Origin of the sequence: Corynebacterium sp., from assembly GCF_022712275.1 — a bacterium.
In the GTDB taxonomy this organism is placed as follows: Bacteria; Actinomycetota; Actinomycetes; order Mycobacteriales; family Mycobacteriaceae; genus Corynebacterium.
In genome coordinates this window covers 50,786-76,489 of sequence record NZ_JALAGU010000054.1, presented here as the reverse complement: position 1 = coordinate 76,489, position 25,704 = coordinate 50,786, and the positions used below count along the sequence as shown (strand labels likewise).

Below are 25,704 nucleotides of genomic sequence, written 5' to 3'. Positions count from 1 at the left end.
CCGTGGATCCCGAGGTGCACCTGCCCCAGGTCCCGCTGCGTCAGCGCACGGCGACCCTGGAGAACTTCAACACCCTCCCGTCCCACGTGTTCCCCACGAACACCCGGGTCCGGAAGGACGGCGAGATCGAGCTGGGCGGCGTCCCGGTCACCGATCTCGTCGGTGAGTACGGGACCCCCGTCTTCGTCATGGACGAGGCGGACTTCCGGGGGCGCTGCCGTCGCCTCGCCGCCGCGTTCGGCGGTGGCGAGCACGTCCACTACGCCTCGAAGGCCTTCCTGTCCGTCACCGTCGCCCGCTGGGTCGCTGAAGAAGGCCTGGCCCTCGACGTCGCCAGCCAGGGTGAACTGGAAATCGCGCTGACCGCCGGATTCCCGGCCGACCGCATCACGGTGCACGGCAACAACAAGTCCGCGGACTTCCTCACCGTCGCCGTGCGCGCCGGTGTGGAGCTCATCGTCATCGACTCCGTCGAGGAGATCGGACGGCTCGCGACGGTCGCCGCCGACCACGGCGTGACCCAGGACGTCCTCGTCCGTGTCAAGCCCGGTGTGCACGTCGACACCCATGAGTTCATCGCCACCAGCCATGAGGACCAGAAGTTCGGATTCTCGCTGGCCTCCGGCTCCGCTGAGCGGGCCTGCCTCGCCGTGGTGGACGCCGAGGGCATGCGGCTGCGCGGCCTGCACTGCCACGTCGGCTCCCAGGTCTTCGAGGCCGACGGTTTCGGTCTCGCCGCTGACCGGCTGCTGGGCCTGTGGGCCCGCCTCATCGACGAGCTGGGGGAGGAGTCCGACGAGGCCGCTGCCCTGGACACCCTCGACCTCGGCGGCGGCTACGGCATCGCGTACACCCCCGACCAGGAGGAGCTCGACGTCGAGACCGTGGCGTCCGACCTGCTGCGCCGGGTCCGGCAGACCGCAGCTGAGCGTGGTCTCGACGCTCCGCTGCTCAACGTCGAGCCGGGCCGGGCGATCGCGGGCCCCTCGACCGTGACCCTCTACCGCGTCGGCACCGTCAAGGACGTCCACACCTCCGATGACACGGTCCGCCGGTATCTCTCGGTCGACGGAGGTATGAGCGACAACATCCGTCCGGCCCTCTACCAGGCCGAGTATGACTGCCGCCTGGCCAACCGCCATGCCACCGGAACGCTGGTCCACACCCGCGTCGTGGGCAGCCACTGTGAGTCCGGTGACATCCTCATCAATGATGCACTGATGCCCGACGACATCGCCGCCGGTGACATTCTCGCGGTGCCCGCCACCGGCGCGTACTGCTACATGATGGCCTCGCGTTACAACATGCTGACCCGTCCGCCGGTCGTCATCGTCGGCGACGGACAGTCCCGCGTCATGATCCGGCGGGAGAGCGTCGCCGACGTCCTCGCCCTGGAGAACATCGACCTCGAAAAAACTCCCCGGTGAGACGTCGTTTATGATCGGGTCCGAGTAACTCCACCATTCCGCACACCCGCAACCACAATCCACGGGAAGAGACAACGGGAAGAGACTATGGCTGAACTGAACACGGAATCCACCACCCCGACCGTCGGCGTCGCCCTGCTCGGTATGGGAACTGTCGGCCGCGAGGTGCTGCGCATTCTCGGCGAGGCGGAGGAAGACTTCACCGCCCGTATCGGTGGTCGGCTCGAGGTCCGCGGCGTCGCCGTCTCCGACCTGTCCAAGCCGCGCGAGGGCGTGGACCCCGCCCTGCTCACCGACGACGCCCTCGGCCTGGTCAAGCGCGACGACATCGACCTCGTCATCGAGGTCATCGGTGGTATCGACTACCCGCGTACGATCGTCATGTCCGCACTGAACGCCGGCAAGTCCGTCGTCACCGCGAACAAGGCCCTCGTCGCCGCCCACGCCCTGGAACTGGCGGACGCAGCAGACGCCTCCGGTGCCGATCTCTTCTTCGAGGCCGCCGTCGCCGCCGCCATCCCGGTCGTCGGCCCGCTGCGTCGCTCCCTGGCCGGTGACAAGGTCAACGCCGTGATGGGCATCCTCAACGGCACCACGAACTTCATCCTCGACGCGATGGACAAGCGAGGTGCGTCCTACGACGTGATGCTTGCCGAGGCCACCGAGCTGGGCTACGCCGAGGCCGACCCCTCCGCCGACGTCGACGGCTACGACGCCGCCTCGAAGGCCGCCATCCTCGCCTCCCTCGCCTTCCACTCGCCGGTGGGCTTCGACGATGTGCACTGCGAGGGCATCCGCAACATCACCGCCGACGACATTGCCGCGGCCAAGGCGGCCGGCTGCACGATCAAGTTGCTCGGCATCTGTGAGCGACTGGTTGACGAGGAGACCGGTGACGAGTCGATTTCCGCGCGCGTCTACCCGGCTCTGGTGCCGCTGTCCCACCCGCTGGCGACGGTCTCCGAGTCCTTCAACGCGATCTTCGTCGTCGCCGAGCACGCCGGTCGACTGATGTTCTACGGCAACGGTGCCGGCGGTGCCCCCACCGCCTCCGCCGTCCTCGGTGACGTGGTCGCCGCCGCCCGCAATGTCGTCCACGGTGGTCGTGCCCCGGGCATGTCGACCTACGCCAACCTGCCGATCGCCGACTTCGGTGCGGTGCGGACCCGCTACCACGTCGACATGACCGTCCAGGACCGTCCCGGCGTCCTCGCCGAGGCAGCCTCGACCTTCGCCGCCCACGGTGTGTCCATCAAGACCGTCCGTCAGGAGGAGAACGTCGACGGCGCCCGTCTCGTCGTCATCACCCACCACGCCACCGAGCAGGCGCTCGAGGCGACCGTGGACGCGCTCGTGCAGCTCGAGGCGGTCAAGAATGTCCGTAGCGTCATCCGGATGGAAGGTAACTGATGTCCGACGTCGCTGTGGGGCGTGCCGTCAAGGTCACCGTTCCCGCCTCCTCGGCGAACCTGGGGCCAGGTTTCGACACCCTCGGTCTGGCCGTCGACTTCACCGACGTCGTCGAGGTCGAGGCCACCGACTCCGGTCTCGAGGTCATTGTCCACGGCGAGGGGGAGGGGGAGGTCCCGCTCGACGAGCGTCACCTCGTCGTCCGTGCGGTGCGCGCCGGTCTGCGTGAGGCCGGTGCGACCGTCCGTGGCCTGAAGATCACCTGCCACAACGTCATCCCGCACTCCCGCGGTCTAGGTTCCTCGGCAGCCGCAGCGGTGGCCGGTGTGGTCGCCGCATCCGGACTGGCCGGTGATCCGACACCGGAGCGTCCCTCCGGTGCGCTCGACGATGACACGGTGATCCAGCTCGCGGCGTCCTTCGAGGGCCACCCGGACAATGCCGCAGCCAGCGTGCTCGGCGGCGGCGTGATCTCCTGGACCAATATCCCGGTCGACGGTCGCAGTGCGCCCGAGTACCGCGCCGTCGGCGTGCCGGTGGCCGGGTCGGTGCTGGCCACCGCCCTGATCCCGGACTTCCACGCCTCCACCGAGGCGGTGCGCCGCGTCCTGCCCAGCGACGTCTCCCACGTGGACGCCCGGTTCAACGTGTCCCGGGCAGCCCTGCTGCCGGTGGCACTGTCCCGCCAGCCGGAGCTGCTGTGGGAGGCCACCCGCGACCGGCTCCACCAGCCCTACCGGGCAGAGGTGCTGCCGGTGTCGTCCGAGTGGGTCAACCGGCTGCGCAACCTGGGTTACCCGGCGTTCCTCTCAGGTGCCGGCCCGACCGTGATGGTGCTCTCCACCGAGCCGGTCGACCCGGCTCTGCTCGACGAGGCCCGGTCCCGGGGGCTGCGGGTCCTGGAGACCCGCGCCGGCGGTCGCGCGACCGTCGAGGTCACCAACTGATCAGACTTCGTCGCCCCGGGGCAGCCGGATGATCTGGAACTCGCCGCGGCGCAGGCGGGTGCGCATGTCCTTCTTGTCGAACTTGCCCACCGAGGTGTGGTCGAGAGTGTCGACGAAGGTCCAGTACTCCGGCACCATCCAGCGCGGCGCGCGGGCCGCGACCGTCTCCGAGATCGCTTCGGCGGTCTCCCTCGTCGTCGGGGTACCGGGGACGACGACCACCACCGCGAGCGGGCGCTCACCCCAGTCCGGGTCAGGCATGCCGATGACCGCAGCCTCGGCCACGAGCGTCGAGGCCATGACCAGGTTCTCCAGGGTGGCGGAGTAGATCCACTCACCGCCGGAGCGGATGATGTCGGTCTGCCGGTCGTGGACGGTGAGGAAGCCGTCGCGGGTGATGGTGCCGACATCCCCGGTGCGCAGCCAGCCGTCGTCGGTGAAGCGGTCCGTGGCGTCCTCGACGGGATCGCCGCGGAAGGTGGCCACAGGCCCTTCGGTGTCTTCCGCGGGGGAGTGATAGTACGACCCGGTGACGTAGTTGCCCTTGACCTGGATCTCTCCGGTGGACCGGTCGTTGGCGGTCAGCGGGACGCCGTCCTCGTCGACCACCCGGTACAGCATACCGACCGGGAACCGGCCCTGGCTCTCCCGGTAGTTCTGGCGGGCGGCACCACCGACACCGGCGGGAGGGCGCGCGACGGTACCGACCGGGCCGGTCTCCGTCATACCCCAGGTGTGCGTCATGTCCACGCCGTAGCGCTCCTCCCAGGCGGCGATGAGTGCCGGGGGAACGGTCGAACCACCGGAGATGATCTCCCGCAGGCTCATCTTCTCGGGCGGGTTCTTCTCGTAGTGGACGATGAGCTGCGTCCACACGGTCGGGGCCCCGTGGGCGCGTAACGGCATGGCGTCGGCGATGACGTAGGCGAGGTGGTCGGGGGAGGAGTCTCCGCCGGGCATGACCAGCCGGGTGCCGGCCATCATCGCGGCAATCGGTACACCCCAGCTCAGGACGTGGAAGACGGGGACGCAGCACAGGAACCGTTCACCGTTGCGTACCGCCAGAGAGTCGACGGAACGGATGCTCATGGCGTGGGTCCACACCGACCGGTGGGAGTAGACCACGCCCTTGGGTGCCCCGGTGGTGCCGGTGGAGTAGCACATGGCGACCGGGGCGGTCTCCGGCAGTTCGGGCCAGTCGTAGCGGGTGGGGCGACCGTCGAGACAGGCCTCGTAGCCGAGCACCCGGATGCGGTCGGGGGTGGCGGTGTCGACAGCCTGCACTTCCTCAGCGTCGCCGGTGACGATGAGGGTGTGGACGCCGTGGCAGTCGGGCAGCAGCGGCAGCAGCACGTCGGCCAGGTCGGGGTCCAGGACGATGACCCGGTCGTCGGCGTGGTTGATGACGTGGGCGATCTGGTCGGGCATGAGGAAAGGGTTGAGCGGCTGGAACACCGCACCCATCGACCCTGCGCCGAAGAGCACCTCCAGGTGCTCGGCGGTGTTCGGCATCATGGTGCCGACCCGTTCTCCGATACCGGTGCCCACCAGGTCGTGCAGGGCATGGGCGAAGGCGGCGGCGCGTGATCCGAGTGCGGCGAAGGTGCACTGCTCGGAACTCATTCCACGGTAGGTGGTCACTGTCGAGGCGGCGTGGACCTTACGACCGTACTCCAGGATACGGGCGAGGGAAAACGGGAACACCTGCATCGTTGATGCGACGGGTGCGGGTGACGGCGTGGACGGTGCGTCGTGCGAGTGGTCCTCCATGGTCTCCAGGATAGGCATGCCGGTGCCTTGATTGGCGGTGGGACCGCCTGAGGGTGGTAACATCGCGTCCGAGAATCGATCACTGCCACCACAGACCGCCACATCCGGTCGTGCAGTGCCCGGTCATCAGGATTCCCGGGTCCGCCTGACGAGCCGCCTCGCGGTCCGTCCGGACGACGTCGACCCCGGTCTCCGCACCTCACAATCCGACGACTCAACGAGAGCACGTCGCCCCCCGGTCTCCTGCCGTGTCCCGGCCAGGTCAGACAATCCCGGCCCCGCGCAGCACGACAGTGCCGTCCATGACCGTGGCCGTCCGTTTCCGGGGGGTGGACCGAAAGGACACCTGTGACTTTGCCTGACATCGTCTCCAGGGCACAGAACGACGGACTCGCCAGCCTCAAGCTGACGGAGCTGAAGCAGATCGCCGCCTCCCAGGGCCTGCGTGGCACCTCGGGTCTGCGCAAGGGCGAGCTCATCGACGCCATCAGTTCCGCGGGTTTCGGCGGGGGCCGTACCGCGGGGGCGAAGAAGACGACCGCACCGGAGAAGGCGCCGGAACAGGCCGCTCCGACGACCACAGAGAAGGCTGACCGGGGCGACACCGTGTCTGAGAACCGTACCGAGAGCACCGACCGGAACGAGCACAGCGACCGAAACGACCGGAACGATCGCAACGACCAGCAGGACGGCGAGGGCGGGGGACGCCGCAGTCGCCGTAACCGTCGTAACCGTCGTAACCGTGGCCGTGGCGACGACCGGCAGAACAACCAGGGCAACCAGGGGCAGCAGAACAACCAGGGGGACGCTGACCAGCAGGATGGCCGGGGCGCACGCCAGGACAACCGCCAGGGGAACCAGCAGGGTGGTGGACGCTCCGAGCGCAATTCCCGCCGCGAGCGCAACCGCAACCGCAGCAACCAGGACAGCGGTAACCAGGGCGGCAACCAGAACAACCAGGGTGAGCCGCCGACCCCCGTCGCCGGCATCCTCGACTTCGTCGACGCGAACACCGCCTTCATCCGCACCACCGGCTACCACGCCGGTTCCACCGACATCTACGTCCCGATCCAGATGGTCCGGAGGTTCGGCATGCGCCACGGTGACGCGATCACCGGCACCATCCGCCCGGGCAAGCAGCAGACCGCGAACAACGGTCAGGGCCGCAACCGCAACCGCGGCAAGTACACCCAGCTGCACAGCGTGGACACGGTCAACGGTCTCAGCCCGGAGGACGCCGCCAAGCGTCCGAGCTTCCACAAGCTCACTCCGCTGTACCCGAACCAGCGGCTGCGTCTGGAGACCACCCCGAAGATCCTGACCACCCGCGTCATCGATCTCATCATGCCGATCGGTAAGGGCCAGCGCGCCCTCATCGTCTCTCCGCCGAAGGCCGGCAAGACGACGATCCTGCAGGACATCGCCAATGCGATCGCGGTCAACAACCCCGAGTGCCACCTCATGGTCGTCCTCGTCGACGAGCGTCCCGAGGAGGTCACCGACATGCAGCGTTCGGTGAAGGGCGAGGTCATCGCCTCGACCTTCGACCGTCCGCCGAACGAGCACACCGCTGTCGCTGAGCTCGCCATCGAGCGTGCGAAGCGTCTGGTGGAGCAGGGCCAGGATGTCGTCGTCCTGCTGGACTCGATCACGCGTCTAGGCCGTGCCTACAACAACTCCTCCCCGGCATCCGGACGCATCCTGTCCGGTGGTGTGGACTCCAACGCCCTCTACCCGCCGAAGCGCTTCCTCGGTGCCGCGCGCAACATCGAGAACGGAGGCTCCCTGACCATCATCGCCACCGCCATGGTGGAGACCGGTTCCGCCGGTGACACGGTCATCTTCGAGGAGTTCAAGGGCACCGGTAACGCGGAGCTCAAGCTGGACCGCAAGATCGCCGAGCGGCGCCTCTTCCCGGCCGTGGACGTCAACCCCTCCGGCACCCGCAAGGACGACCTCCTGCTCGGTCCGGAGGAGGCACGGCTCATGCACAAGCTGCGCCGCATCCTCTCCGCGCTGGATCCGCAGGCGGCCATCGACCTGATGATCAAGCAGCTGCGCAAGACCAGGACGAACGGCGAGTTCATGATGCAGATCGCGTCCTCCGCTCCGCTGGCAGGTGACGACGATGAGTGATCTGGCAGGTTCGCCGTCCAAGGTCGACGACATCCTCTCGGAGTACCAGGGCCTTGAGATGCAGCTCTCCGACCCGGAGCTGCACAATGACGCCGCGGCCGCCCGTCGCGTCGCCAAGCGGTTCAGTGAGCTCCAGCCGGTCATCCAGACGTACAACCGACTCACCCAGGCCCGCGAGGACCACCAGGTCGCCGCGGAGATGGCCTCCGAAGACGCCGAGTTCGCTGCCGAGGCAGACCGCCTCGCCGCGGAGATCCCGGAGCTCGAGGAGAAGCTGACCGACCTGCTGGCCCCGCGTGACCCCCATGACTCCGATGACGTGGTCATGGAGGTCAAGTCCGGTGCCGGCGGAGAAGAGGCCGCGCTGTTCGCCGGCGAGCTGGTGCGCATGTACCAGCGCTATGCGGAGAAGCACGGTTTCACCTGTGAGGTGCTGGACACCAACGAGACCGATCTGGGTGGCGTCAAAGACCTCACCATGTCGATCCGGTCGAAGCAGCCGACCCGCGACGGCGCGTGGAGCGTCTTCAAGTTCGAGGGCGGCGTCCACCGGGTGCAGCGTATCCCCGTGACCGAGTCGCAGGGACGCATCCAGACCTCCGCCGCCGGCGTGCTGGTCTACCCGGAACCCGACGAGGTCGAGGACGTCGAGATCGATGACAAGGACCTGCGCGTCGACGTCTACCGGTCCTCCGGTAAGGGCGGTCAGGGAGTGAATACGACGGACTCCGCCGTGCGCATCACCCACCTGCCCACCGGCATCGTGGTGACCTGTCAGAAGGAACGCTCGCAGATCCAGAACAAGGCCCGCGCCATGCAGGTGCTCGCCGCCCGCCTCCAGCAGATGAAGGAGGAGGAGGCGGACGCCGCCGCCGCGGAGGGCCGCGCCGCGCAGATCCGCACGATGGACCGCTCGGAGCGCATCCGGACCTACAACTTCCCGGAGTCCCGCGTCTCCGACCACCGCATCGGCTACAAGGCCAACAACCTCGACGCCGTCCTCGACGGTGATCTGGAGGCACTGTTCGGTGCGCTGCACGACGCCGACCGTACCGCACGGCTCGAGGCCGATGACTGAGACCGGTCCACAGACCGTCTCGGCCGCGCTGCGCTCGGCGGTGAAGATCCTGACCGACACCAGGGTGCCGTCGGCGGCCCATGACGCCCGCGAGCTCATGGCTGCAGCGTTGACCGCCGACTCCGGCTCCACGGTCACCCCGATGGATCTCGTCCTGCGTGGGGGAGACCCGGTCCCGGCGTCCTACATGTCCCTGGTGGAACGTCGGGCCGCCCGTGAACCGCTGCAGTTCATCCTCGGTACCGCGCCGGTGGTGGGTCTCGACCTCGCTGTCGGACCAGGGGTGTTCATCCCCCGGCCGGAGACCGACCTGCTCATCGACTGGGCGGCGTCCCGGGTGGTCGACTGGGAGCAGCGACGCCGTAGTTCACCGTTGCGTGCGTCGCTGGTTCCGCCGCGGTTCACCGTGGTGGACTTCTGCTCCGGGCCCGGCACGATCAGCCTCGGGCTCGCCCACCTGCTGACCCGTGCCGGACTGGCTGACCGTCTCGACCTGCGGATCATCGGCATCGAGCTCTCGCCGACCGCGCTGGACTACGCCGGGCGCAACCTCGCCGACTGGCGGGCCAGGGGAGACATCGACGCCCGGATCGCCGTCGGGTTCCACCGCGGGGACGTCGCGGATGCCGCACTGGTCACCGGACTCGGCCTGGTCGCCGGTGCGGACCTCGTGCTGTCGAACCCGCCCTACGTCCCCGAAGGCGACCACGATGAGCATGTTGCCGCGGCCGATCCGGAGGTCGGGGCGGACCCTCATGAGGCGGTCTACTCCGGCGCCGACGGCCTGGAGCTCATGCGCCCGCTGGCACCGATCATCGCCATGGCCTGTGCCCCGCACGCGGAGATTGCCGTCGAGCACGATGGTGCCACCGGGCCGCAGGTCCGGGAACTGCTGGCGGATGCCGGTATCGTCGATCCGGTACAGCACCGTGACTACGCCGGTCGTGACCGGTTCGTCACCGGCACGGTACGCCGTGATCCCGGTGACCGCGGCGCTGAGCCGGACCGGCTACAGTGAATCATCTGAAAGACCCTTACCTACCGTCACTTCCCCCAAGGAGCACCAGAGTGTCGCAGACCTATGACTGCACACGACCCGAGGGCCACGAGGCCGGCCTCGCCGCCGCGCTCGCCGCCGTCAAGGGTGGTCGCCTCATCGTCATGCCGACCGACACGGTCTACGGCATCGGCGCAGATGCCTTCGACAATGACGCCGTCGCGGCCTTGCTCGCGGCCAAACACCGCGGTCCGGATTACCCGACCCCGGTCGTCGTCGGCTCCTGGGACACGGTCACCGGCCTGGTGAGGGACGCCGACGCCCGGATGAAGGCACTCGTCGAGGCCTTCTGGCCCGGGGGACTGACCATCGTCACGCACCAGGCCCCGAGCCTTCCCTGGAACCTGGGTGACACCCGCGGCACCGTCGCCCTGCGCATGCCGCTGCACCCGGTGGCGATCGAACTGCTTCAGCAGACCGGGCCGATGGCACTGTCGAGCGCCAACGTCCACGGTCAGCCCTCGGCACTGTCCGCGGCCCAGGCACGTGAGCAGCTGGGGGACTCGGTCTCGGTCTACCTCGACGGCGGTCCGGCCACCATCGGCACCTCCTCGACGATCATCGACCTCTCCGGTCACCGGCCCCGCATCCTGCGCCAGGGGGCGATCGAGGCTGCCCGGGTGGCCGAGGTCCTCGGCGTCTCCGAAGAGTCCCTGACCAAGGGGTGAGATGCGGATGGGTGAGGTGACGATGGTTCTCGCCGCGTCCGGCAACGCCGGCGTAGGCATTCCCTTCCGGGAGCTGGCACTTGTGCTGCTCATCGGTTGTGTCACCACATACCTCACCACCGGCATCGCCCGGATGCTCATGGTCCGTTTCGGATCGATGAGCGCCCCACGCGCCCGTGACGTCCACACGGTGCCGACGCCGCGGCTCGGCGGGGTGGCGATGTTCACCGGTCTGGTCGTCGCGATCGCCACCGCCGGTCAGCTTCCCGCGCTCAACCGGGGATTCCCGCCGGTGACACCGGATATGATGGCCGTGTTGTTCGCCGCGGCGGTCATCGTGGTCGTCGGCATCATCGACGACCTCTACGACATCTCCTGGGTGATCAAACTCGGCGGGCAGGTGGTCGGTGCGGTCGTGATGAGTCTGGCGGGGCTGAGCTGGTACCTCATCTGGGTCCCGTGGGGCGACGGCGGGACCACCCTGGTTCTCGACCAGGTCCAGTCCACGATCCTGACTGCGGTGCTGACGGTCGCGATCATCAACGCCATGAACTTCGTCGACGGTCTCGACGGGCTGGCGGCGGGGCTGGGAATGATCGGCGGCGGGACGCTGCTCATCTACTCGCTGACGATCCTGCACGACCAGGGCGGCACGGTGAGTGCCTACCCGCCCGCGATTATCTCCACGGTGCTGGTCGGAGTCTGCGCAGGCTTCCTGCCGCACAACTTCGCCCCGGCCCGGATCTTCATGGGGGACTCCGGCTCCATGCTCATCGGCCTGCTGCTGGCGGCGGGTTGTGTCTCGGCCTCGGGCCGGATCACCATGTCCCTCTACGGCACCGCGGACGTGGTCGCTCTGCTGTCCCCGCTTCTGGTGGTGCTCGCCGCCCTGTTCATCCCGCTGCTGGACCTGGTGCTCGCCGTCTGCCGTCGAATGGCTGCCGGTAAGAGTCCCTTCGCCCCGGACAAGAAGCACCTGCACCACCGGTTGCTGCGGCTCGGCCACGGCCAACGACAGGTCGTGCTGGTGCTCTACTCATGGGTCGGGGTCGTCGCCCTCGGCGCTGTCGGGGCGACGGTGCTCCCGCCGATGGTCGCCCTGGTGATCTTCCTGCTGGCGTTCCTCGTCGTGGGAATGGTTACCTGGGTACCGCTGATGCGCAACCGGCGCAGGGACGTGGTGCCGGACCGGGGATAGGGCACCGATTGCGGTGCGCGGTGGCAGGCGGGATACCCTGGGCGGGTGACTGACCAGAACCAGGACCCCATCACCGACCCCACCGAGCTCCCTGACATCAACGTCTCCGAGGACGGCGACATCGCCGACCACCGGCGTCCGCTGCTGCGGGCGGCCAGGCTCGGTGGCATCGGGGTCGCCGTGCTCACCGTCATCTCGCTGATGGTGTGGGGGAGTGTCCGGGACATCGAGGGCATCTGGGGCGTGCTCATCGGTGCGGCCGTCGGCGGCGGTTTCGTCCTGGCGACCGTCGGGGTGGTGCTGCTCACCGCGAATACGACGCCGCAGAACACGCTGATCGTGATCCTCGGCAGCTGGATCCTCAAGATCGTCGTGGTGCTCGTGATCCTGGGCGTGCTCAAGGGCTACGACTTCTACGACACCACGGCCCTGGGGGTGACGATCATTCTCGCGATGGTGGTGGGCCTCGCGACGGAGACGCTGGGGATCCTGCGGACCACGACGACCAACGTGGGCTGAAAAAGCCGGGTCGGGGGACGTTTCCGGGGGTACCGGTTATTCGAACGGGGGAGTGCGGGACTGGGGCCGACCTCCCCCTAAACCGCAGGTGGGGGACGCAGGGGGTGCCCGTTCGCGTGTGAGCAACGGGGCTGCTATTGTTCAGTGCGGGTAATCAGGCGACTGGCCTGGCGCGTCTGCGCGGTCAGGAACAGTCCTGGATCTACGCCCCCGGCATCGTGCGGATGTGCGACGGAGTCCACGGTGACCGGGTACCACCTGACGACCTCCATCGCACCGCCTGACGCACAGGTCACGCGGCTCAAACTCGGGAGAGAACGCTGAGCGTTACAACCTTGGCCCTGGAGGGTGAATTCCACACACCCTCAATGGGGCACGAATTCTTCCCGGGTGGAGACAAGGCACCTACCGAAGACGTTCCCGGCCGGGAAGGTCTCTGGTTCTACGATTTCGCGAACGGTTTCTTCGCACTCGACCGACTGATGCTCATCCGTCTGCTGATGATCCTCCTGCTGGTCGTGTTCTTCGTTATCGCGATGCGCAAGCCCAAGCTGGTCCCCCGTGGCATCCAGAATCTCGGGGAGTACCTCCTCGACTTCGTCCGGATCCACATCGCAGAAGACATCCTGGGGAAGAAGGAGGGGCGCCGGTTCCTGCCGGTCATCGCCACCATCTTCTTCGTGGTCCTGGTCGGGAACATCCCGTCCGTGATCCCGTTCCTCAATGTCTCGCCCAACGCCAGGATCGGCATGCCGATCGTGCTGGCGGCCGTGGCGTACATCGCGATGATCTACGCGGGTGTCAAGCGTTACGGCTTCGGCAAGTTCATGAAGTCCTCGCTGGTCATTCCGAACCTGCCCCCGGCGCTCCACATTCTCGTGGTGCCGATCGAATTCTTCTCCACCTTCGTCCTCCGCCCGGTCACGCTGACCATCCGTCTGATGGCCAACATGCTGGCGGGTCACATCATCCTCGTCCTGCTCTTCTCTGCCACGAACTTCTTCTTCTGGCAGATGAACGGCTGGACCGTCCTCTCGGCGGGAACCCTGGCCTTCGGCCTGGCGTTCATGCTCTTCGAGATGCTGATCATCTTCCTCCAGGCGTACATCTTCAGCCTGCTGGCGGCGGTCTACATCGAGCTCTCGCTGCACGCGGACGAGCACTAAGCACAATCCCTGACCCCGGTACCGGGCACAACAACTACACAGCCCCGGTACGGATTCACGAAAAGGAACGGAAACACAATGAACGAGCTGCTCATCCTGGCCCAGGACACCTCCTCCGAGGTCACCGGCCTCGGTGCCATCGGTTACGGTCTCGCTGCGATCGGCCCCGGTATCGGTATCGGTATCGTCGCCGGCAAGACCGCCGAGGCCATGGCCCGCCAGCCCGAGATGGCCGGCCAGCTGCGCACCACCATGTTCCTGGGTATCGCCTTCACCGAGGCCCTCGCCCTCATCGGCCTGGTCGCCGGCTTCCTGTTCTAGTGTGTGGCGCCCGCCGGTCCCGGTGGGAATCCCACCGGGAACAGGCAGGCATCTGATACACATCACCACGCACAAGAGCGAAAGCTGAGACTATGACGAACTACTTCATTCTGGCGGCAGGGGATGACGATCCACAGCAGTGGACCGACAACCCTAACCCGCTGATGCCTGCGGGCTACGACATCGTCTGGTCCCTGATCTGCTTCATCATCATCTTCGTGCTGTTCTGGAAGTTCGTTCTTCCGACCTTCAAGAGGGTCCTCGCCGAGCGTGAGGAGCAGATCGAGGGTGGCATTCAGCGTGCCGAGGCAGCACAGGAAGAGGCCAAGGCCGCGCTGGAGAAGTACAACTCCCAGCTCGCCGAGGCCCGTACCGAGGCATCCCAGATCCGGGACGACGCCCGTGCCCAGGGTCAGAAGATCATCGCCGAGGCGAACGCCAAGGCTGAGGCCGAGGTCAAGCGCAAGGCCGCCGACGGCGAGAAGGCTCTGCTCGCGCAGCGCGACGCCGTCGTCTCCGACCTGCGCAAGGATCTCGGTGCCGCGTCCATCAACCTGGCCGAGCAGTTGCTCGGTGAGGACCTGGCCGACAGCACCAAGAAGTCCGGAACCATCGACTCCTTCCTCGCTGGTCTCGACAGCGTCGGTTCGGGGAAGTGACGCCCGTGCACGCAGCGAGCCGAGCAACCCTGGACCAGCTGTCCGCGAGCCTGGACAGCGCCCTGACCGGGTCAACCGAGGCCGCCGGCCTCGGCGCTCAGACCGGTGCAGACCTCTTCGAGGTCGCCGAGCTCCTCGACGGAGACCGGACCCTGCGCATGGCCCTGGTTGACCAGACCATCCCGGACGACCGTCGTGTCCAGCTGGCCGAGAGCCTGCTGTCCGGCAAGGTGTCCGGTACCGCCCTGGAGCTTGTCTCCGCCGCGGTCCGTGCCACCTGGTCGAACACCCGTGACCTGCGTAACGGCCTGGTCGAGCTGGGCCGCCGCGCCCTGCTGCGTGCCGCCGGTGCCCAGGGACAGAAGGATCGCGTCGGCAGCGAGCTCTACCAGCTCGCCCGCCTGCTCGAGAAGGAGCCGCAGCTGGAAATGCTGCTGGCCGACCGTCTCGCGTCCGCGGACAGCCGTCGCGACCTGTTCGCGAAGGTCCTCTACGGCAAGGTCAGCTCCGTCACCGAGGCGCTTGCGCTTCAGGTGGTCAGCCGACTTGGCGACCGTCCGGTCGAAGGACTTGACGCGGTCTGCGATTTCGCAGCCGCCCTGGACGGGAAGACGGTCGCCCGCGTGCGCTCCGTCTCGCCCCTGTCCGACGCCCAGTCGGAGGCCCTCGGGCAGAAGCTGGAGAAGATCTACGGTTCCGCGATGTCCGTCCATTCCGAGGTTGACACCAGCCTCCTCGGTGGAGCGGTCATCCGGGTCGGCGACGAGATCATCGACGGGAGCACGGCCGGTCGGCTGAACAAGCTCCGTCGCAATCTCGCGTAGAGCCTGGATCGACAGAATATTCAACGTAAGAAGCTGGAAGACAAACCGAGAGCAGGAAGAACATGGCGGAGCTGACGATCTCCTCCGATGAGATCCGTAGTGCGATTGCGAACTACACCTCGAGCACTTCCGCGGAGGCCTCCCGTGAGGAGGTCGGCGTGGTCACCATGGCTGCGGACGGCATTGCCCAGGTTTCGGGCATGCCTTCCGTGATGACCAATGAGCTGCTTGAGTTCCCGGGCGGCGTTATCGGCGTCGCGCAGAACCTCGACACCGACTCTGTCGGCGTCGTGGTCCTGGGTAACTTCGAGACCCTCAAGGAGGGCGACGAGGTCAAGCGGACCGGCGAGGTCCTGTCCATTCCGGTCGGGGACAAGTTCCTCGGTCGAGTTATCAATCCCCTGGGCCAGCCGATTGACGGCCTGGGCACCATCGAGGCCGAGGAGGACCGCGTCCTGGAACTCCAGGCGCCCTCCGTGCTGCAGCGCCAGCCGGTCCACGAGCCGATGCAGACCGGCATCAAGGCCATCGACGCGATGACCCCGATCGGTCGCGGTCAGCGCCAGCTGATCATCGGCGACCGCAAGACGGGCAAGACCTCCGTCTGCATCGACACCATCCTGAACCAGCGTGAGAACTGGGCCACCGGCGACAAGACCAAGCAGGTCCGCTGCATCTACGTCGCGATCGGTCAGAAGGGCTCGACCATCGCGTCGGTCCGCAAGACCCTCGAGGACCAGGGTGCGCTGGAGTACACCACGATCGTCGCGGCGCCGGCCTCCGACTCCGCCGGCTTCAAGTGGCTGGCACCCTTCGCGGGTGCCGCCCTGGGCCAGCACTGGATGTACCAGGGCGAGCACGTCCTGATCATCTTCGACGACCTCACCAAGCAGGCCGAGGCCTACCGTGCGATCTCCCTGCTGCTGCGTCGTCCGCCGGGACGCGAGGCCTACCCGGGTGACGTCTTCTACCTGCACTCCCGTCTGCTGGAGCGTGCGGCGAAGCTGTCCGACGAGTACGGCGCCGGTTCCATGACGGCCCTGCCGATCATCGAGACCAAGGCCAACGACGTGGGAGCCTTCATCCCGACCAACGTGATCTCCATCACCGACGGTCAGGTCTTCCTCGAGTCCGACCTCTTCAACCAGGGCGTCCGCCCGGCCATCAACGTCGGTGTGTCCGTCTCCCGTGTGGGCGGCGACGCGCAGACCAAGGGCATGAAGAAGGTCGCCGGTAACCTCCGTCTCGACCTGGCCGCGTACCGCGATCTCGAGGCCTTCGCCACCTTCGCCTCCGACCTGGACGAGTACTCCAAGGCCCAGCTGGACCGTGGTGAGCGTCTCGTCGAGCTGCTGAAGCAGAACGAGACCGAGCCGCAGGCCGTCGAGGACCAGATGGTCTCCATCTACCTTGCCGGTGAGGGTGAGCTGGACAACGTGCCGGTGCAGGACGTCCGCCGCTACGAGGCTGAGCTGTGGGAGAACCTGCACGCCAACCACGCGGACATCTACGCCGGTATCGCCGGTGGCACGCCGCTGTCGGACGAGGCGAAGGAGGCCCTCAAGGCCGCCAACACCGAGTTCGCCAAGGGCTTCCAGACCACCGACGGCAGCACGGTCGTCAACGAGCCGGAGCCCGAGGCCCTGGCCGAGGGTGACCTGGACAAGCACCAGATCACCGTCTCCGCCAAGAAGTAGGCGGCGACTATGACCGAGAAGTCCAAGTACACCGAAGAAGGGAGGTAGGAAGATGGCTACACTTCGCGAGCTGCGAGACCGCATCAAGTCGGTCAACTCGACGAAGAAGATCACCAAGGCGCAGGAGCTCATTGCGACCTCGAAGATCACGAAGGCACAGGCTCGGGTGACCGCATCCCAGCCCTACGCCGACGAGATCACGCGGGTCATCCAGCGACTGGCGTCCGCCTCCTCCCTGGATCACCCGATGCTGGACACCGAGGCCGAGGCACGCCGTGCCGCGATCCTCGTCATCACCAGTGACCGGGGCATGTGTGGCGGCTACAACCACAACGTGCTGAAGACCACGGTCGAGCTTCGCAAGAAGCTGCAGAACGAGGGTAAGGACGTCGTCCTCTACATCGCCGGTTCGAAGGGCGTGGACTACTTCAACTTCCGTAGCGAGCCGCTGGCCGGCGCATGGACCGGGTTCTCCCAGGATCCCGAGTTCAAGCTGACCCATCAGCTGCGTCACCACCTCATCGACGGCTTCAACGCCGGACCTGACGGTGTGGCCCAGTACCGTGAGGGTGTCAGCGCTCCGGAAGGTGAGGGTGTCCCCGGCTTCGACGAGCTGCACGTGGTCTACACGCGCTTCGAGTCGATGCTCACCCAGACCCCGCAGGCCTTCCGCATGCTGCCGATCGAGACCCGCGTCGAAGGCGAAGTGAACACCGGTGAGGACCTCCTGTCGAACGGTCCGGACACCGCGTCCGCCGATTTCGACTTCGAGCCCGACCCGGACACCCTGCTGGCCGCACTGCTTCCGCAGTACGTCTCCCGCAGCATCTTCGCGCTCATGCTCGAGTCCGCCGCCAGTGAGTCCGCGGCCCGACGGACCGCGATGTCCGCCGCGACCGACAACGCGACCGCTCTGGTCAACGACCTTTCCCGGGTCGCCAACCAGCTGCGCCAGGCGAAGATCACCCAGGAAATCTCAGAGATTGTCGGTGGCGTTGACGCGCTGTCCGACAGTGGAGAAAGTGACTAACTAATGACTACAGCTACTCAGGTGCAGCGTGAAGACGCCGCATCGACTGCTGCCGGGCGCGTTGTCCGTGTCATCGGCCCGGTCGTCGACGTGGAGTTCCCGCGCGGCGAGCTGCCGGCACTGTACAACGCCCTGCAGGTCGATGTGGCGCTCGAAGCTGTCGCCAAGACCATCACCCTCGAGACTGCCCAGCACCTCGGCGACAACGTGGTCCGTGCCATCTCGATGGCCCCGACCGACGGCCTCGTCCGCGGCCAGGAAGTCCGTGACTCCGGCAAGCCGATCTCCGTTCCGGTCGGCGACGTCGTCAAGGGCCACGTCTTCAACGCACTCGGCGACTGCCTCGATGAGCCCGGCCTCGGCCGGGACGGCGAGCAGTGGGGTATCCACCGTGACGCCCCCGCCTTCGACCAGCTCGAGGGTCGCACCGAGCTCATGGAGACCGGCATCAAGGTCATCGACCTGCTGACCCCGTACGTCAAGGGCGGCAAGATCGGCCTGTTCGGCGGCGCCGGTGTGGGCAAGACCGTGCTCATCCAGGAGATGATCACCCGTATCGCCCGTGAGTTCTCCGGTACCTCCGTGTTCGCCGGTGTCGGTGAGCGCACCCGTGAGGGCACTGACCTCCGTCTGGAGATGGAGGAGATGGGCGTCCTCCAGGACACCGCCCTCGTCTTCGGCCAGATGGACGAGCCCCCGGGAGTCCGTATGCGCGTCGCTCTGTCGGGTCTGACCATGGCGGAGTACTTCCGCGATGTCCAGAACCAGGACGTGCTGCTCTTCATCGACAACATCTTCCGTTTCACCCAGGCCGGTTCCGAGGTCTCCACGCTGCTGGGCCGCATGCCCTCCGCCGTGGGTTACCAGCCGACCCTGGCCGACGAGATGGGTGTCCTCCAGGAGCGCATCACCTCCACCAAGGGCCGGTCGATCACCTCGCTGCAGGCCGTCTACGTGCCTGCGGACGACTACACCGACCCGGCCCCGGCGACCACCTTCGCCCACCTGGATGCGACAACCGAGCTCGACCGCGCGATCGCCTCGAAGGGTATCTACCCCGCGGTGAACCCGCTGACCTCGACCTCCCGCATCCTGGAGCCAGGTATCGTCGGCGAGCGTCACTACGCTGTCGCCCAGCGCGTGATCGGTATCCTGCAGAAGAACAAGGAACTGCAGGACATCATCGCCATCCTGGGTATGGACGAGCTGTCCGAGGAGGACAAGATCGTCGTGCAGCGTGCCCGTCGTATCGAGCGCTTCCTGGGCCAGAACTTCTTCGTGGCCCAGAAGTTCACCGATATCCCGGGTTCCTTCGTGCCGCTCGCCGACACGATCGACGCCTTCGAGCGCATCTGCGACGGTGAGTTCGACGCCTACCCGGAGAAGTGCTTCGACGGTCTGGGTGGACTCGACGACGTCGAGGCCGCCTACCAGAAGCTCACCGGAAAGTAAGGGGTCACGCACATGGCTGAGATTGCCACTGAACTCGTGTCTGTCGAGCGGATGCTCTGGTCCGGAAAGGCCAGCTCCGTCACCGCACAGACCACCGAGGGCGAGATCGGCGTGCTCCCCGGCCACGAGCCGCTGCTCGGCCAGCTGGTCGAGAACGGCGTGGTCGTCATCCGGACGGCCGAGGGTGAGAAGCTTGTCGCGGCGGTGCAGGGCGGTTTCCTGTCCGTGTCGTCGTCCAAGGTCACCATCCTCGCCGATTCCGCTGTCTGGGCCTCCGAGGTCAACACCTCCGAGGCCGAGGCCCGGGCGAAGGACGCCTCGGCGTCCGAGCTCGAGCGTGAGACTGCGGTCTCCGAGCTGCGCGCCGTGAAGCGGTTGCAGGAGAAGTAGTTCCTGACGCCGTAGTAGCGCCTGACACCACCGACGGGCGGTTCCCCTGAATTTTCGGGGGAACCGCCCGTCGGCGTTCTCGCAGCACCCCCTGTGTCCCCCGCGTCCCTCCGGCAACAGCTTTTGGTGGCCCCGTCGACCCCCGGTATGCTCGTCGAAAAGCCCTGCAGAGAGCGGACGGATGACAACCGTCGACAGGGCACGACGACTAGTGACGACAGTGACGACACTGACGAAGGGACGTGGCTGGTGCTCTGGACCATCCTCATCATCGTGGCCGTATGCGTGGTGGCCTTCGGGGCACTCCTGGCAGGGGGCAGGTTCCTCACCCTGCGCAGTCGCGGAATCCCCGTGGTGGTCAGAAGCGTGCCGAATCCCGACGGCAGGCACTGGCGCCACGGGGTTCTCGTTTACGGGGGGATGCAGGCGAAGGTCTTCAAGCTACGGTCGTTGCGTCCGGAGTCGGACCTCAGTTTCTCGCGGCAGGGCACCGAGATCACCGGACGCCGTCCCATCTCCTCCCGTGAGGCGGCATTCCTGGAGGACGACCTCCATGTGCTGTCACTGACCGACGGCACCGCCGGCTGGGAGGTCGCCATCGACGACGCCGGAGACACCGCCCTGGTGGCCTGGCTGGAGTCCGCCCCCTCGACGCGGATGGTGCGTTCCCAGGTCCGGGTGGACCGTCGCCACGGGCTCGAGCGGCCCTGATCCGGTCCGCGGGGCACGCCTGCTAGCCTGTCACCCATGCGTCTGGTGATCTGCCGTTGTTCCGTGGAATACGAAGGCCGTCTCGAGGCTTACCTGCCCGAGGCCGACCGCCTCGTGATGGTCAAGGCGGACGGGTCGGTGAGTATCCACGCCGACGACCGTGCCTACAAGCCGCTGAACTGGATGACCCCGCCGTGCACCCTGCGTGAGGAGGAGCCGACCGCGGAGCAGGCCGATGCCGGAGTCGTCGAGCAGTGGTCGGTGCAGAATCCCAAGGGGGAGAAGCTCACCATCCGGATCTTCGAGGTCTACTCGGACACCACCCATGAGCTGGGTGAGGACCCCGGTCTGGTGAAGGACGGTGTTGAGGCACACCTGCAGGAGCTGCTCGCCGAGCAGATCGAGATTCTCGGTGACGGCTACACACTGATCCGCCGGGAGTACCCGACCGCCATCGGCCCGGTGGACATCCTCTCCCGGGACGACCTGGGCGCCACCGTCGCCGTGGAGATCAAGCGCCGCGGCGGCATCGACGGTGTCGAGCAGCTCACCCGCTACGTTGAGCTGCTCAACCGTGATGAACTGCTGGCCCCGGTCCAGGGTGTCTTCGCCGCCCAGGAGATCAAGCCACAGGCCCGGACCCTGGCCGAGGACCGGGGCTTCCGTTGCGTCACGCTGGACTACCAGGAGATGCGCGGCGCGGACCCGACCGAGCTCCGGCTCTTCTGATCCCGTGCCACGACACAACCGACGCGCCACCCCGGTGCCCCGCGGACGGGCCGATCTGCCACGCGATGGCGCGACCTACTGGGGTACCCGTCGCGAGCCCGGTCCGGGCTGGGCGACGGGGGAGGACTGGTTCGTCCGCCACATGGGTGCGGGCTCCGCGGTGAAGTTCTACGTCTGCCCGGGATGCAACCAGAACATCCCGCCCGGGGTCGCCCATGTCGTCGCCTGGCCGGACGGTCACCGTGGTGCGGAGGACCGCAGGCACTGGCACTCGGGGTGCTGGGACCGGCGCTGAGTGCCGGACCTGTCCGTGCCGCCTGTGCCGCCTGTGCCGCCTGTGCCGTCCGTGTCGTCCGTGTCGTCCGTGTCGGAGTGGCGTTAGAGTGGATGACATGACTTCACCCCGTCCGGCCGGACCGGCCGATTCCGCCCCCAACCGTTTCGCCGCCCGCGCCGTGGACCTCGGTGCCGTGAAGGAGGCGGCGGACGCCCGGGACCGGGCGAAGGAGGAGGCCGCCTCCGGGGCACCGGTCGCCCTGGCCGGCCCGGTCACCGCCGAGAGTTTCGAGCAGGATCTCGTCGTCCGCTCCACCCAGGTCCCGGTCATCGTCCAGCTCGGCAGCTCGCGGGCTCCGGGATCCGACGAGATGTCCCAGGCCTTCGCGTCTTCCGCCCTCGGGCAGACCGAGCCGGCGTCCTGGGTCTTCCGCTACGTCGACGTGGACACCATCCCGGAGATCGCCCAGGCCTTCGGCGTGCAGTCGGTGCCGACCGTGCTCGCACTGGCTGCGGGGCGTCCGCTGACCAGCTTCGAGGGCGTCCAGCAGCCGGAGCAGACCGACCGTTTCATTTCCGCGGTGCTGCAGGCCACGGCAGGCAAGCTTCCGGGCCTGCCGGCCGCCGGTGGCGGGACCGAGGACGAGGAGCCCCCGGCCGACCCCCGTTTCGCCGAGGCCGCCGACGCCCTGGACCGCGAGGACTACGTCAGCGCGGTCGCCCTGTACGACGCCGTCATCGGTGACACCGGTGCTTCCGCAGAGGCCGTCAACGAAGCCAAGGCCGCCCGTGCGACCGCCGTCCTGTTGGGGCGCTCCGCCGACGGGTCGGCCGACGACATCGACCGGATGCTGCTGGAGGGACGCCGCCGCGAGGCCTTCGACGTCCTCATCGACCGGATGCGTATGTCTGCCGGCGAGGAGAAGGACGCCGCACGTACCCGACTGCTCGGCCTGTTCACCCTCTACGACCCGGCGGACCCCGAGGTCATAGACGCCCGTACCCGGATGGCCAGCGCGTTGTTCTGATCGGCCGTGTGGCACCATGGGGGAGTGAACGATCCCACTCTCATCTCCACTCCCGCCACCGCTGAGGCCCTCGATGAGGACCTGGTGATCGACTTCCGTGATGTCAGCGTTATCCGGAGTGGTCGGGCCCTGCTCGACCAGGTCAGCTGGCAGGTCGAGGTGGATGAGCGGTGGATCGTACTGGGCCCCAACGGGGCAGGGAAGACGACACTGATGTCCATCGCCTCGGCGATGCTCTTCCCGACCCGCGGCACGGTGCGCATCGTGGGGGAGACCCTGGGCAAGGTGGACGTCCGTGAACTGCGGACCGCCGTCGGCCTGTCCTCGGCGGCCTTCGCCCACCGCGTCCCCGAGAAGGAGAAGGTCGTCGATCTGGTCATCTCCGCGGGCTATGACGTGCTCGGCCGGTGGAAGGAGGAGTACGACGACAGCGACCGCGACCGGGTGCTGGAGATTCTCGAGACCGTCGGCGCACTGCACCTGGTCGACCATGAGTGGGGGACGCTCAGCGAAGGCGAGCGTAAACGCGTCCTCATCGCACGGTCGCTGATGACCGACCCGGAGATTCTGCTGCTCGACGAGCCCGGTGCCGGTCTGGATCTGGGCGGACGCGAGGATCTCGTCGGTCTGCTCTCGGAGATGGCGGTGGATCCCGACGCTCCGGCGATGGTCCTGGTGACCCACCATGTCGAAGAGATCCCCCCGGGATTCACCCACGGTCTGATCCTCGACGAGGGGCAGGTTGTCGCCCAGGGGCTTATCACCGACGTGATGACCTCGGAGAACCTCACCCGTGCCTACCACCAGCCGATCCAGCTGCGGGTCGAGGAGGACGGACGGTACTTCGCACGCCGCACACCGAGGACCGGCCGGTCGCGTCACCGACAGAACTGACTAGGGTGGGGAACATGGTTGACAGTCGTTCACGGAACCCAGGGTCTGCGCCGGGGTCGGTGCAACCCCGGCACGCCTCCACGGTGATGCTGCTGCGAGACACGCTCAGCGGGCCGGAGGTGTACGTGCAGGAGCGGGCGTCCACGATGCGGTTCTGCGCGGAGATGACGGTGTTTCCCGGCGGTGGCGTCGATGAACGCGACATGCCCGGCGACGTCGACGGCGACGGGGTGAGTTCCCCGGACATCCGCTGGCAGGGGCCGTCCACCGAGTGGTGGGCGGGCCGGTTACGGACCTCCCCGGACATCGCTCGGGCACTGGTCTGTGCCGCGGTGCGTGAGACCTTCGAGGAGACCGGCACGCTGCTGGCCGGCCACGCGGACGGCCGCACGGTGAAGGACACCACCGGTTACCTGCCGTTCCGTGCAGACCTGGAGAACCACCGCCTGGCCTTCACCGACTTCATGGATCAGCATGATCTGGTGCTGCGTGGTGATCTGCTGCGTCCCTGGGCGAACTGGGTCACCCCGGAAAGGCAGCCGATCCGCTATGACACGGCTTTCTTCGTCGCCTCGATGCCCGAGGGACAGAACGCCTACGGCGACACCCGTGAGGCGACCTCCACGGGGTGGTTCCGTCCCGGGACCCTGCTCGACGGCTGGCGCAACCGGAAAATCAACCTCATGCCGCCGACGTGGTCGCAGCTGAAGATGCTGGACACGTTCCGCAGCGTCGAGGAGGTCATGGACTTCGCCGCCCAGCTGACCGTCGACCCGGTGGTCAAGGAGCCGGTCGATCTGCCGTACATGGCGGAGTACTACCTCATGGAGACCCGTATGTACGGCTACCCTGAGCGCGTCTTCGCCCCGGGGATGAAGTTCGCCGTCGACCCGGAGGATCTCCCTCCCAGCCCCTTCTCGTGAGCTTCACGGTCGCCGAGATCCGGTGGTTGGCGACGCACCCCAGGGCGGTGGAGGCCGCCGGGCAGCTGGAGCTCACCTCCTCGAGCCAGCTGTCTGACCTGACCCGGTTGCGGCAGATCGCCGATGACGCCGGTGCCTCAGACCCGGCCGCGACGGCCCGTGCGCTGGCGGAACTCGTCAGTGCCCGTCGTGCCGCGGTGCGTGGTGCGAAGGTCCCGGTCAACGCCGACGGAACTCCACGCACGGACTGGATGGCCTGCACGGACTCCGCCCAGCAGGCCACCCCGGCTGCCGTGGCCGGGGTCCGGGTGCAGCATCTGCTCACCGTGGCCGAGGGGCGCAGTATCGCCGACGTGACCTGTTCGGTCGGCACCGAACTGGCGGAGTTGACCGCACCCGGCGTCCGTGGACGCTTCGGCACCGTCGTCGGCGGTGACCTGGACGCCGCCCGGTTGGCCATGGCACGGATCAACCTCCCCGAGGTCCCGTTGGTCCGTGCGGATGCGGTCGTTCCTGCGCTGCGGGCGGACGTCATTGTCGCCGATCCGGCACGACGGACCGCGCGGGGACGCATCCGTGATCCCCGTGACCTGCTGCCTCCGCTGCCGGATCTGCTGTCGGTGTGGCAGGCGGCCGGAGCGGAACTGGCGGTGAAGTGTGCGCCGGGCATCGACTACTCGGAGTGGGAGGGGCAGGTGGATGTCGTCAGTATCGCGCCCGGCGGTCCCGGTGCACCGGGAGTCAAGGAGGCGTGCCTCTACACTCCGGGGCTGGCCACCGTCCCGGGGAGGGGTGGGCAGCACGACCAGGGCCGGCGCGCCGTGGTGGTGGGGCAGGACGCAACCGACGTGCTGACGACCTCGGCCCCGGAATCCGAGGAGGTCGGGCCGGTGGGCCGCTACATGCTCGATCCGGACGGTGCGGTGGTCCGTGCCGGACTGGTCCGTCAGTATGCCGCCCGACTCGGCTGGTGGCGGGTGGACCCGCACATCGCCTATCTCTCCGGTGACCGGTGGGATGACGCGGTACGGGACGCACTGCTACCCGGCCAGCGGGTCTTCGAGGTGCTCGAGACAGTACCGGTGAAGAAGCTGAAGTCTGTACTGTCGGCCCATGACTGCGGTGCACTGGAGATCCTGGTGCGCGGTGCGGACGTGGATCCCGATGCGCTGCGTAGGAAGATGCGTTCCGGTGGGGCGCTCAAGGGGAGTACCCCGCTGACGGTCGTCATCGCACGCATCGGTGGATCACCGGTGGCTGCGGTATGCCGTTCAGTCTTATGAAACGACCTATCCCAACGTGAAACGCGGCACCCCCGGGGGTGAGGCCGGAAAGATATTTTTTTGTAGCATGTTTGCAACGTCGCAGGTCATGAGCCCGTAGAAACGGTGATT

General features: G+C 67.4%; 25 protein-coding genes. 24 read left to right on the top strand and 1 reads right to left on the bottom strand.

Features of this window, described 5'->3' with window-relative positions; translation table 11 throughout:
• Window positions 1-2 precede the first annotated feature (2 nt).
• The 3 genes from lysA to thrB all read left to right on the top strand — a co-directional run bounded on the left by lysA (window position 3) and on the right by thrB (window position 3,784).
• Complete coding sequence (gene lysA / locus Q0A27_RS14270; protein WP_291476424.1) at window positions 3-1,427, top strand: diaminopimelate decarboxylase; 1,425 nt, start codon at window positions 3-5, stop codon at window positions 1,425-1,427.
• Window positions 1,428-1,514: 87 nt separating this feature from the next.
• Window positions 1,515-2,837: a homoserine dehydrogenase gene (locus Q0A27_RS14265; RefSeq protein ID WP_291476420.1), complete on the top strand. Its 1,323-nt coding sequence runs from the start codon at window positions 1,515-1,517 to the stop codon at window positions 2,835-2,837.
• On the top strand, window positions 2,834-3,784 hold the full coding sequence (thrB, locus tag Q0A27_RS14260; protein ID WP_291476529.1) for a homoserine kinase: 951 nt from the start codon (window positions 2,834-2,836) through the stop codon (window positions 3,782-3,784). The genes Q0A27_RS14265 and thrB overlap by 4 nt, the downstream gene beginning before the upstream one ends.
• Here thrB and Q0A27_RS14255 read toward each other — a convergent pair whose 3' ends face one another.
• Entirely contained in the window at window positions 3,785-5,554 is a 1,770-nt protein-coding gene (locus Q0A27_RS14255) for a long-chain fatty-acid--CoA ligase (RefSeq protein ID WP_291476527.1), read from the bottom strand.
• A gap of 348 nt (window positions 5,555-5,902) precedes the next feature.
• Here Q0A27_RS14255 and rho point away from each other — a divergent pair, with 348 nt between their 5' ends.
• From rho to Q0A27_RS14150, 21 genes are all read left to right on the top strand, one after another.
• The gene (gene rho, locus Q0A27_RS14250) at window positions 5,903-7,690 is read left to right on the top strand and encodes a transcription termination factor Rho (RefSeq protein ID WP_291476417.1); all 1,788 of its coding nucleotides are present in this window, start codon (window positions 5,903-5,905) and stop codon (window positions 7,688-7,690) included.
• A 1-nt stretch (window position 7,691) separates the two neighbouring features.
• Window positions 7,692-8,768: a peptide chain release factor 1 gene (gene prfA / locus Q0A27_RS14245; protein ID WP_291476524.1), complete on the top strand. Its 1,077-nt coding sequence runs from the start codon at window positions 7,692-7,694 to the stop codon at window positions 8,766-8,768.
• Window positions 8,761-9,786: a HemK/PrmC family methyltransferase gene (locus Q0A27_RS14240; protein WP_291476415.1), complete on the top strand. Its 1,026-nt coding sequence runs from the start codon at window positions 8,761-8,763 to the stop codon at window positions 9,784-9,786. Before prfA ends, Q0A27_RS14240 begins: the two co-directional genes overlap by 8 nt.
• 50 nt (window positions 9,787-9,836) lie before the next feature.
• Window positions 9,837-10,493 (top strand): L-threonylcarbamoyladenylate synthase, encoded by a 657-nt coding sequence (locus tag Q0A27_RS14235; RefSeq protein ID WP_291476413.1) that lies wholly within the window; start codon window positions 9,837-9,839, stop codon window positions 10,491-10,493.
• A gap of 7 nt (window positions 10,494-10,500) precedes the next feature.
• Window positions 10,501-11,691 carry an MraY family glycosyltransferase gene (locus tag Q0A27_RS14230; RefSeq protein WP_291476411.1) on the top strand — a complete coding sequence of 397 codons (1,191 nt, stop codon included), beginning with the start codon at window positions 10,501-10,503 and terminating at the stop codon, window positions 11,689-11,691.
• A gap of 45 nt (window positions 11,692-11,736) precedes the next feature.
• Window positions 11,737-12,210, top strand: coding sequence for a hypothetical protein (locus Q0A27_RS14225; RefSeq protein WP_291476409.1), 474 nt, complete (start codon window positions 11,737-11,739; stop codon window positions 12,208-12,210).
• 341 nt (window positions 12,211-12,551) lie between these two features.
• Window positions 12,552-13,376, top strand: coding sequence for a F0F1 ATP synthase subunit A (gene atpB / locus Q0A27_RS14220; RefSeq protein WP_291476522.1), 825 nt, complete (start codon window positions 12,552-12,554; stop codon window positions 13,374-13,376).
• Window positions 13,377-13,454: 78 nt separating this feature from the next.
• On the top strand, window positions 13,455-13,697 hold the full coding sequence (locus Q0A27_RS14215; RefSeq protein ID WP_291476407.1) for an ATP synthase F0 subunit C: 243 nt from the start codon (window positions 13,455-13,457) through the stop codon (window positions 13,695-13,697).
• 92 nt (window positions 13,698-13,789) lie between these two features.
• Window positions 13,790-14,356, top strand: a complete 567-nt coding sequence (locus Q0A27_RS14210; protein ID WP_291476405.1) for a F0F1 ATP synthase subunit B — start codon at window positions 13,790-13,792, stop codon at window positions 14,354-14,356.
• 5 nt (window positions 14,357-14,361) lie between these two features.
• Window positions 14,362-15,180: a F0F1 ATP synthase subunit delta gene (locus tag Q0A27_RS14205; RefSeq protein WP_291476404.1), complete on the top strand. Its 819-nt coding sequence runs from the start codon at window positions 14,362-14,364 to the stop codon at window positions 15,178-15,180.
• Between the two features lie 62 nt (window positions 15,181-15,242).
• Window positions 15,243-16,877, top strand: coding sequence for a F0F1 ATP synthase subunit alpha (gene atpA, locus Q0A27_RS14200; protein ID WP_291476402.1), 1,635 nt, complete (start codon window positions 15,243-15,245; stop codon window positions 16,875-16,877).
• Window positions 16,878-16,929: 52 nt separating this feature from the next.
• A complete protein-coding gene (locus Q0A27_RS14195; RefSeq protein WP_291476400.1) occupies window positions 16,930-17,907 on the top strand; it encodes a F0F1 ATP synthase subunit gamma in 978 nt (325 codons plus the stop codon).
• 3 nt (window positions 17,908-17,910) lie between these two features.
• Window positions 17,911-19,359 (top strand): F0F1 ATP synthase subunit beta, encoded by a 1,449-nt coding sequence (gene atpD / locus Q0A27_RS14190; RefSeq protein WP_291476398.1) that lies wholly within the window; start codon window positions 17,911-17,913, stop codon window positions 19,357-19,359.
• A 12-nt stretch (window positions 19,360-19,371) separates the two neighbouring features.
• Window positions 19,372-19,749: a F0F1 ATP synthase subunit epsilon gene (locus Q0A27_RS14185; RefSeq protein WP_291476396.1), complete on the top strand. Its 378-nt coding sequence runs from the start codon at window positions 19,372-19,374 to the stop codon at window positions 19,747-19,749.
• Window positions 19,750-19,998: 249 nt separating this feature from the next.
• On the top strand, window positions 19,999-20,460 hold the full coding sequence (locus tag Q0A27_RS14180) for a DUF2550 domain-containing protein (RefSeq protein WP_291476394.1): 462 nt from the start codon (window positions 19,999-20,001) through the stop codon (window positions 20,458-20,460).
• A 36-nt stretch (window positions 20,461-20,496) separates the two neighbouring features.
• Window positions 20,497-21,189: an endonuclease NucS gene (nucS, locus tag Q0A27_RS14175; RefSeq protein ID WP_291476392.1), complete on the top strand. Its 693-nt coding sequence runs from the start codon at window positions 20,497-20,499 to the stop codon at window positions 21,187-21,189.
• A 4-nt stretch (window positions 21,190-21,193) separates the two neighbouring features.
• Entirely contained in the window at window positions 21,194-21,484 is a 291-nt protein-coding gene (locus Q0A27_RS14170) for a hypothetical protein (protein WP_291476390.1), read from the top strand.
• 97 nt (window positions 21,485-21,581) lie between these two features.
• Window positions 21,582-22,493, top strand: coding sequence for a tetratricopeptide repeat protein (locus tag Q0A27_RS14165; protein ID WP_291476388.1), 912 nt, complete (start codon window positions 21,582-21,584; stop codon window positions 22,491-22,493).
• Between the two features lie 24 nt (window positions 22,494-22,517).
• Window positions 22,518-23,387 carry an ABC transporter ATP-binding protein gene (locus Q0A27_RS14160; protein WP_291476386.1) on the top strand — a complete coding sequence of 290 codons (870 nt, stop codon included), beginning with the start codon at window positions 22,518-22,520 and terminating at the stop codon, window positions 23,385-23,387.
• Window positions 23,388-23,401: 14 nt separating this feature from the next.
• Window positions 23,402-24,310: an NUDIX hydrolase gene (locus tag Q0A27_RS14155; RefSeq protein ID WP_291476384.1), complete on the top strand. Its 909-nt coding sequence runs from the start codon at window positions 23,402-23,404 to the stop codon at window positions 24,308-24,310.
• A complete protein-coding gene (locus Q0A27_RS14150; protein WP_291476382.1) occupies window positions 24,307-25,593 on the top strand; it encodes a hypothetical protein in 1,287 nt (428 codons plus the stop codon). Before Q0A27_RS14155 ends, Q0A27_RS14150 begins: the two co-directional genes overlap by 4 nt.
• The last annotated feature ends 111 nt before the right edge of the window (window positions 25,594-25,704 follow it).

Excerpts from the sequence above, each read along its gene's own strand:
- Q0A27_RS14265 (WP_291476420.1), top strand. The coding sequence starts at position 1,515 with ATGGCTGAACTGAACACGGAATCCACCACCCCGACCGTCGGCGTCGCC.
- Q0A27_RS14255 (WP_291476527.1), bottom strand. The coding sequence starts at position 5,554 with ATGGAGGACCACTCGCACGACGCACCGTCCACGCCGTCACCCGCACCC.
- Q0A27_RS14240 (WP_291476415.1), top strand. The coding sequence starts at position 8,761 with ATGACTGAGACCGGTCCACAGACCGTCTCGGCCGCGCTGCGCTCGGCG.
- Q0A27_RS14230 (WP_291476411.1), top strand. The coding sequence starts at position 10,501 with ATGGGTGAGGTGACGATGGTTCTCGCCGCGTCCGGCAACGCCGGCGTA.
- Q0A27_RS14215 (WP_291476407.1), top strand. The coding sequence starts at position 13,455 with ATGAACGAGCTGCTCATCCTGGCCCAGGACACCTCCTCCGAGGTCACC.
- Q0A27_RS14210 (WP_291476405.1), top strand. The coding sequence starts at position 13,790 with ATGACGAACTACTTCATTCTGGCGGCAGGGGATGACGATCCACAGCAG.
- atpA (WP_291476402.1), top strand. The coding sequence starts at position 15,243 with ATGGCGGAGCTGACGATCTCCTCCGATGAGATCCGTAGTGCGATTGCG.
- Q0A27_RS14195 (WP_291476400.1), top strand. The coding sequence starts at position 16,930 with ATGGCTACACTTCGCGAGCTGCGAGACCGCATCAAGTCGGTCAACTCG.
- atpD (WP_291476398.1), top strand. The coding sequence starts at position 17,911 with ATGACTACAGCTACTCAGGTGCAGCGTGAAGACGCCGCATCGACTGCT.
- Q0A27_RS14185 (WP_291476396.1), top strand. The coding sequence starts at position 19,372 with ATGGCTGAGATTGCCACTGAACTCGTGTCTGTCGAGCGGATGCTCTGG.
- nucS (WP_291476392.1), top strand. The coding sequence starts at position 20,497 with ATGCGTCTGGTGATCTGCCGTTGTTCCGTGGAATACGAAGGCCGTCTC.
- Q0A27_RS14165 (WP_291476388.1), top strand. The coding sequence starts at position 21,582 with ATGACTTCACCCCGTCCGGCCGGACCGGCCGATTCCGCCCCCAACCGT.
- Q0A27_RS14155 (WP_291476384.1), top strand. The coding sequence starts at position 23,402 with ATGGTTGACAGTCGTTCACGGAACCCAGGGTCTGCGCCGGGGTCGGTG.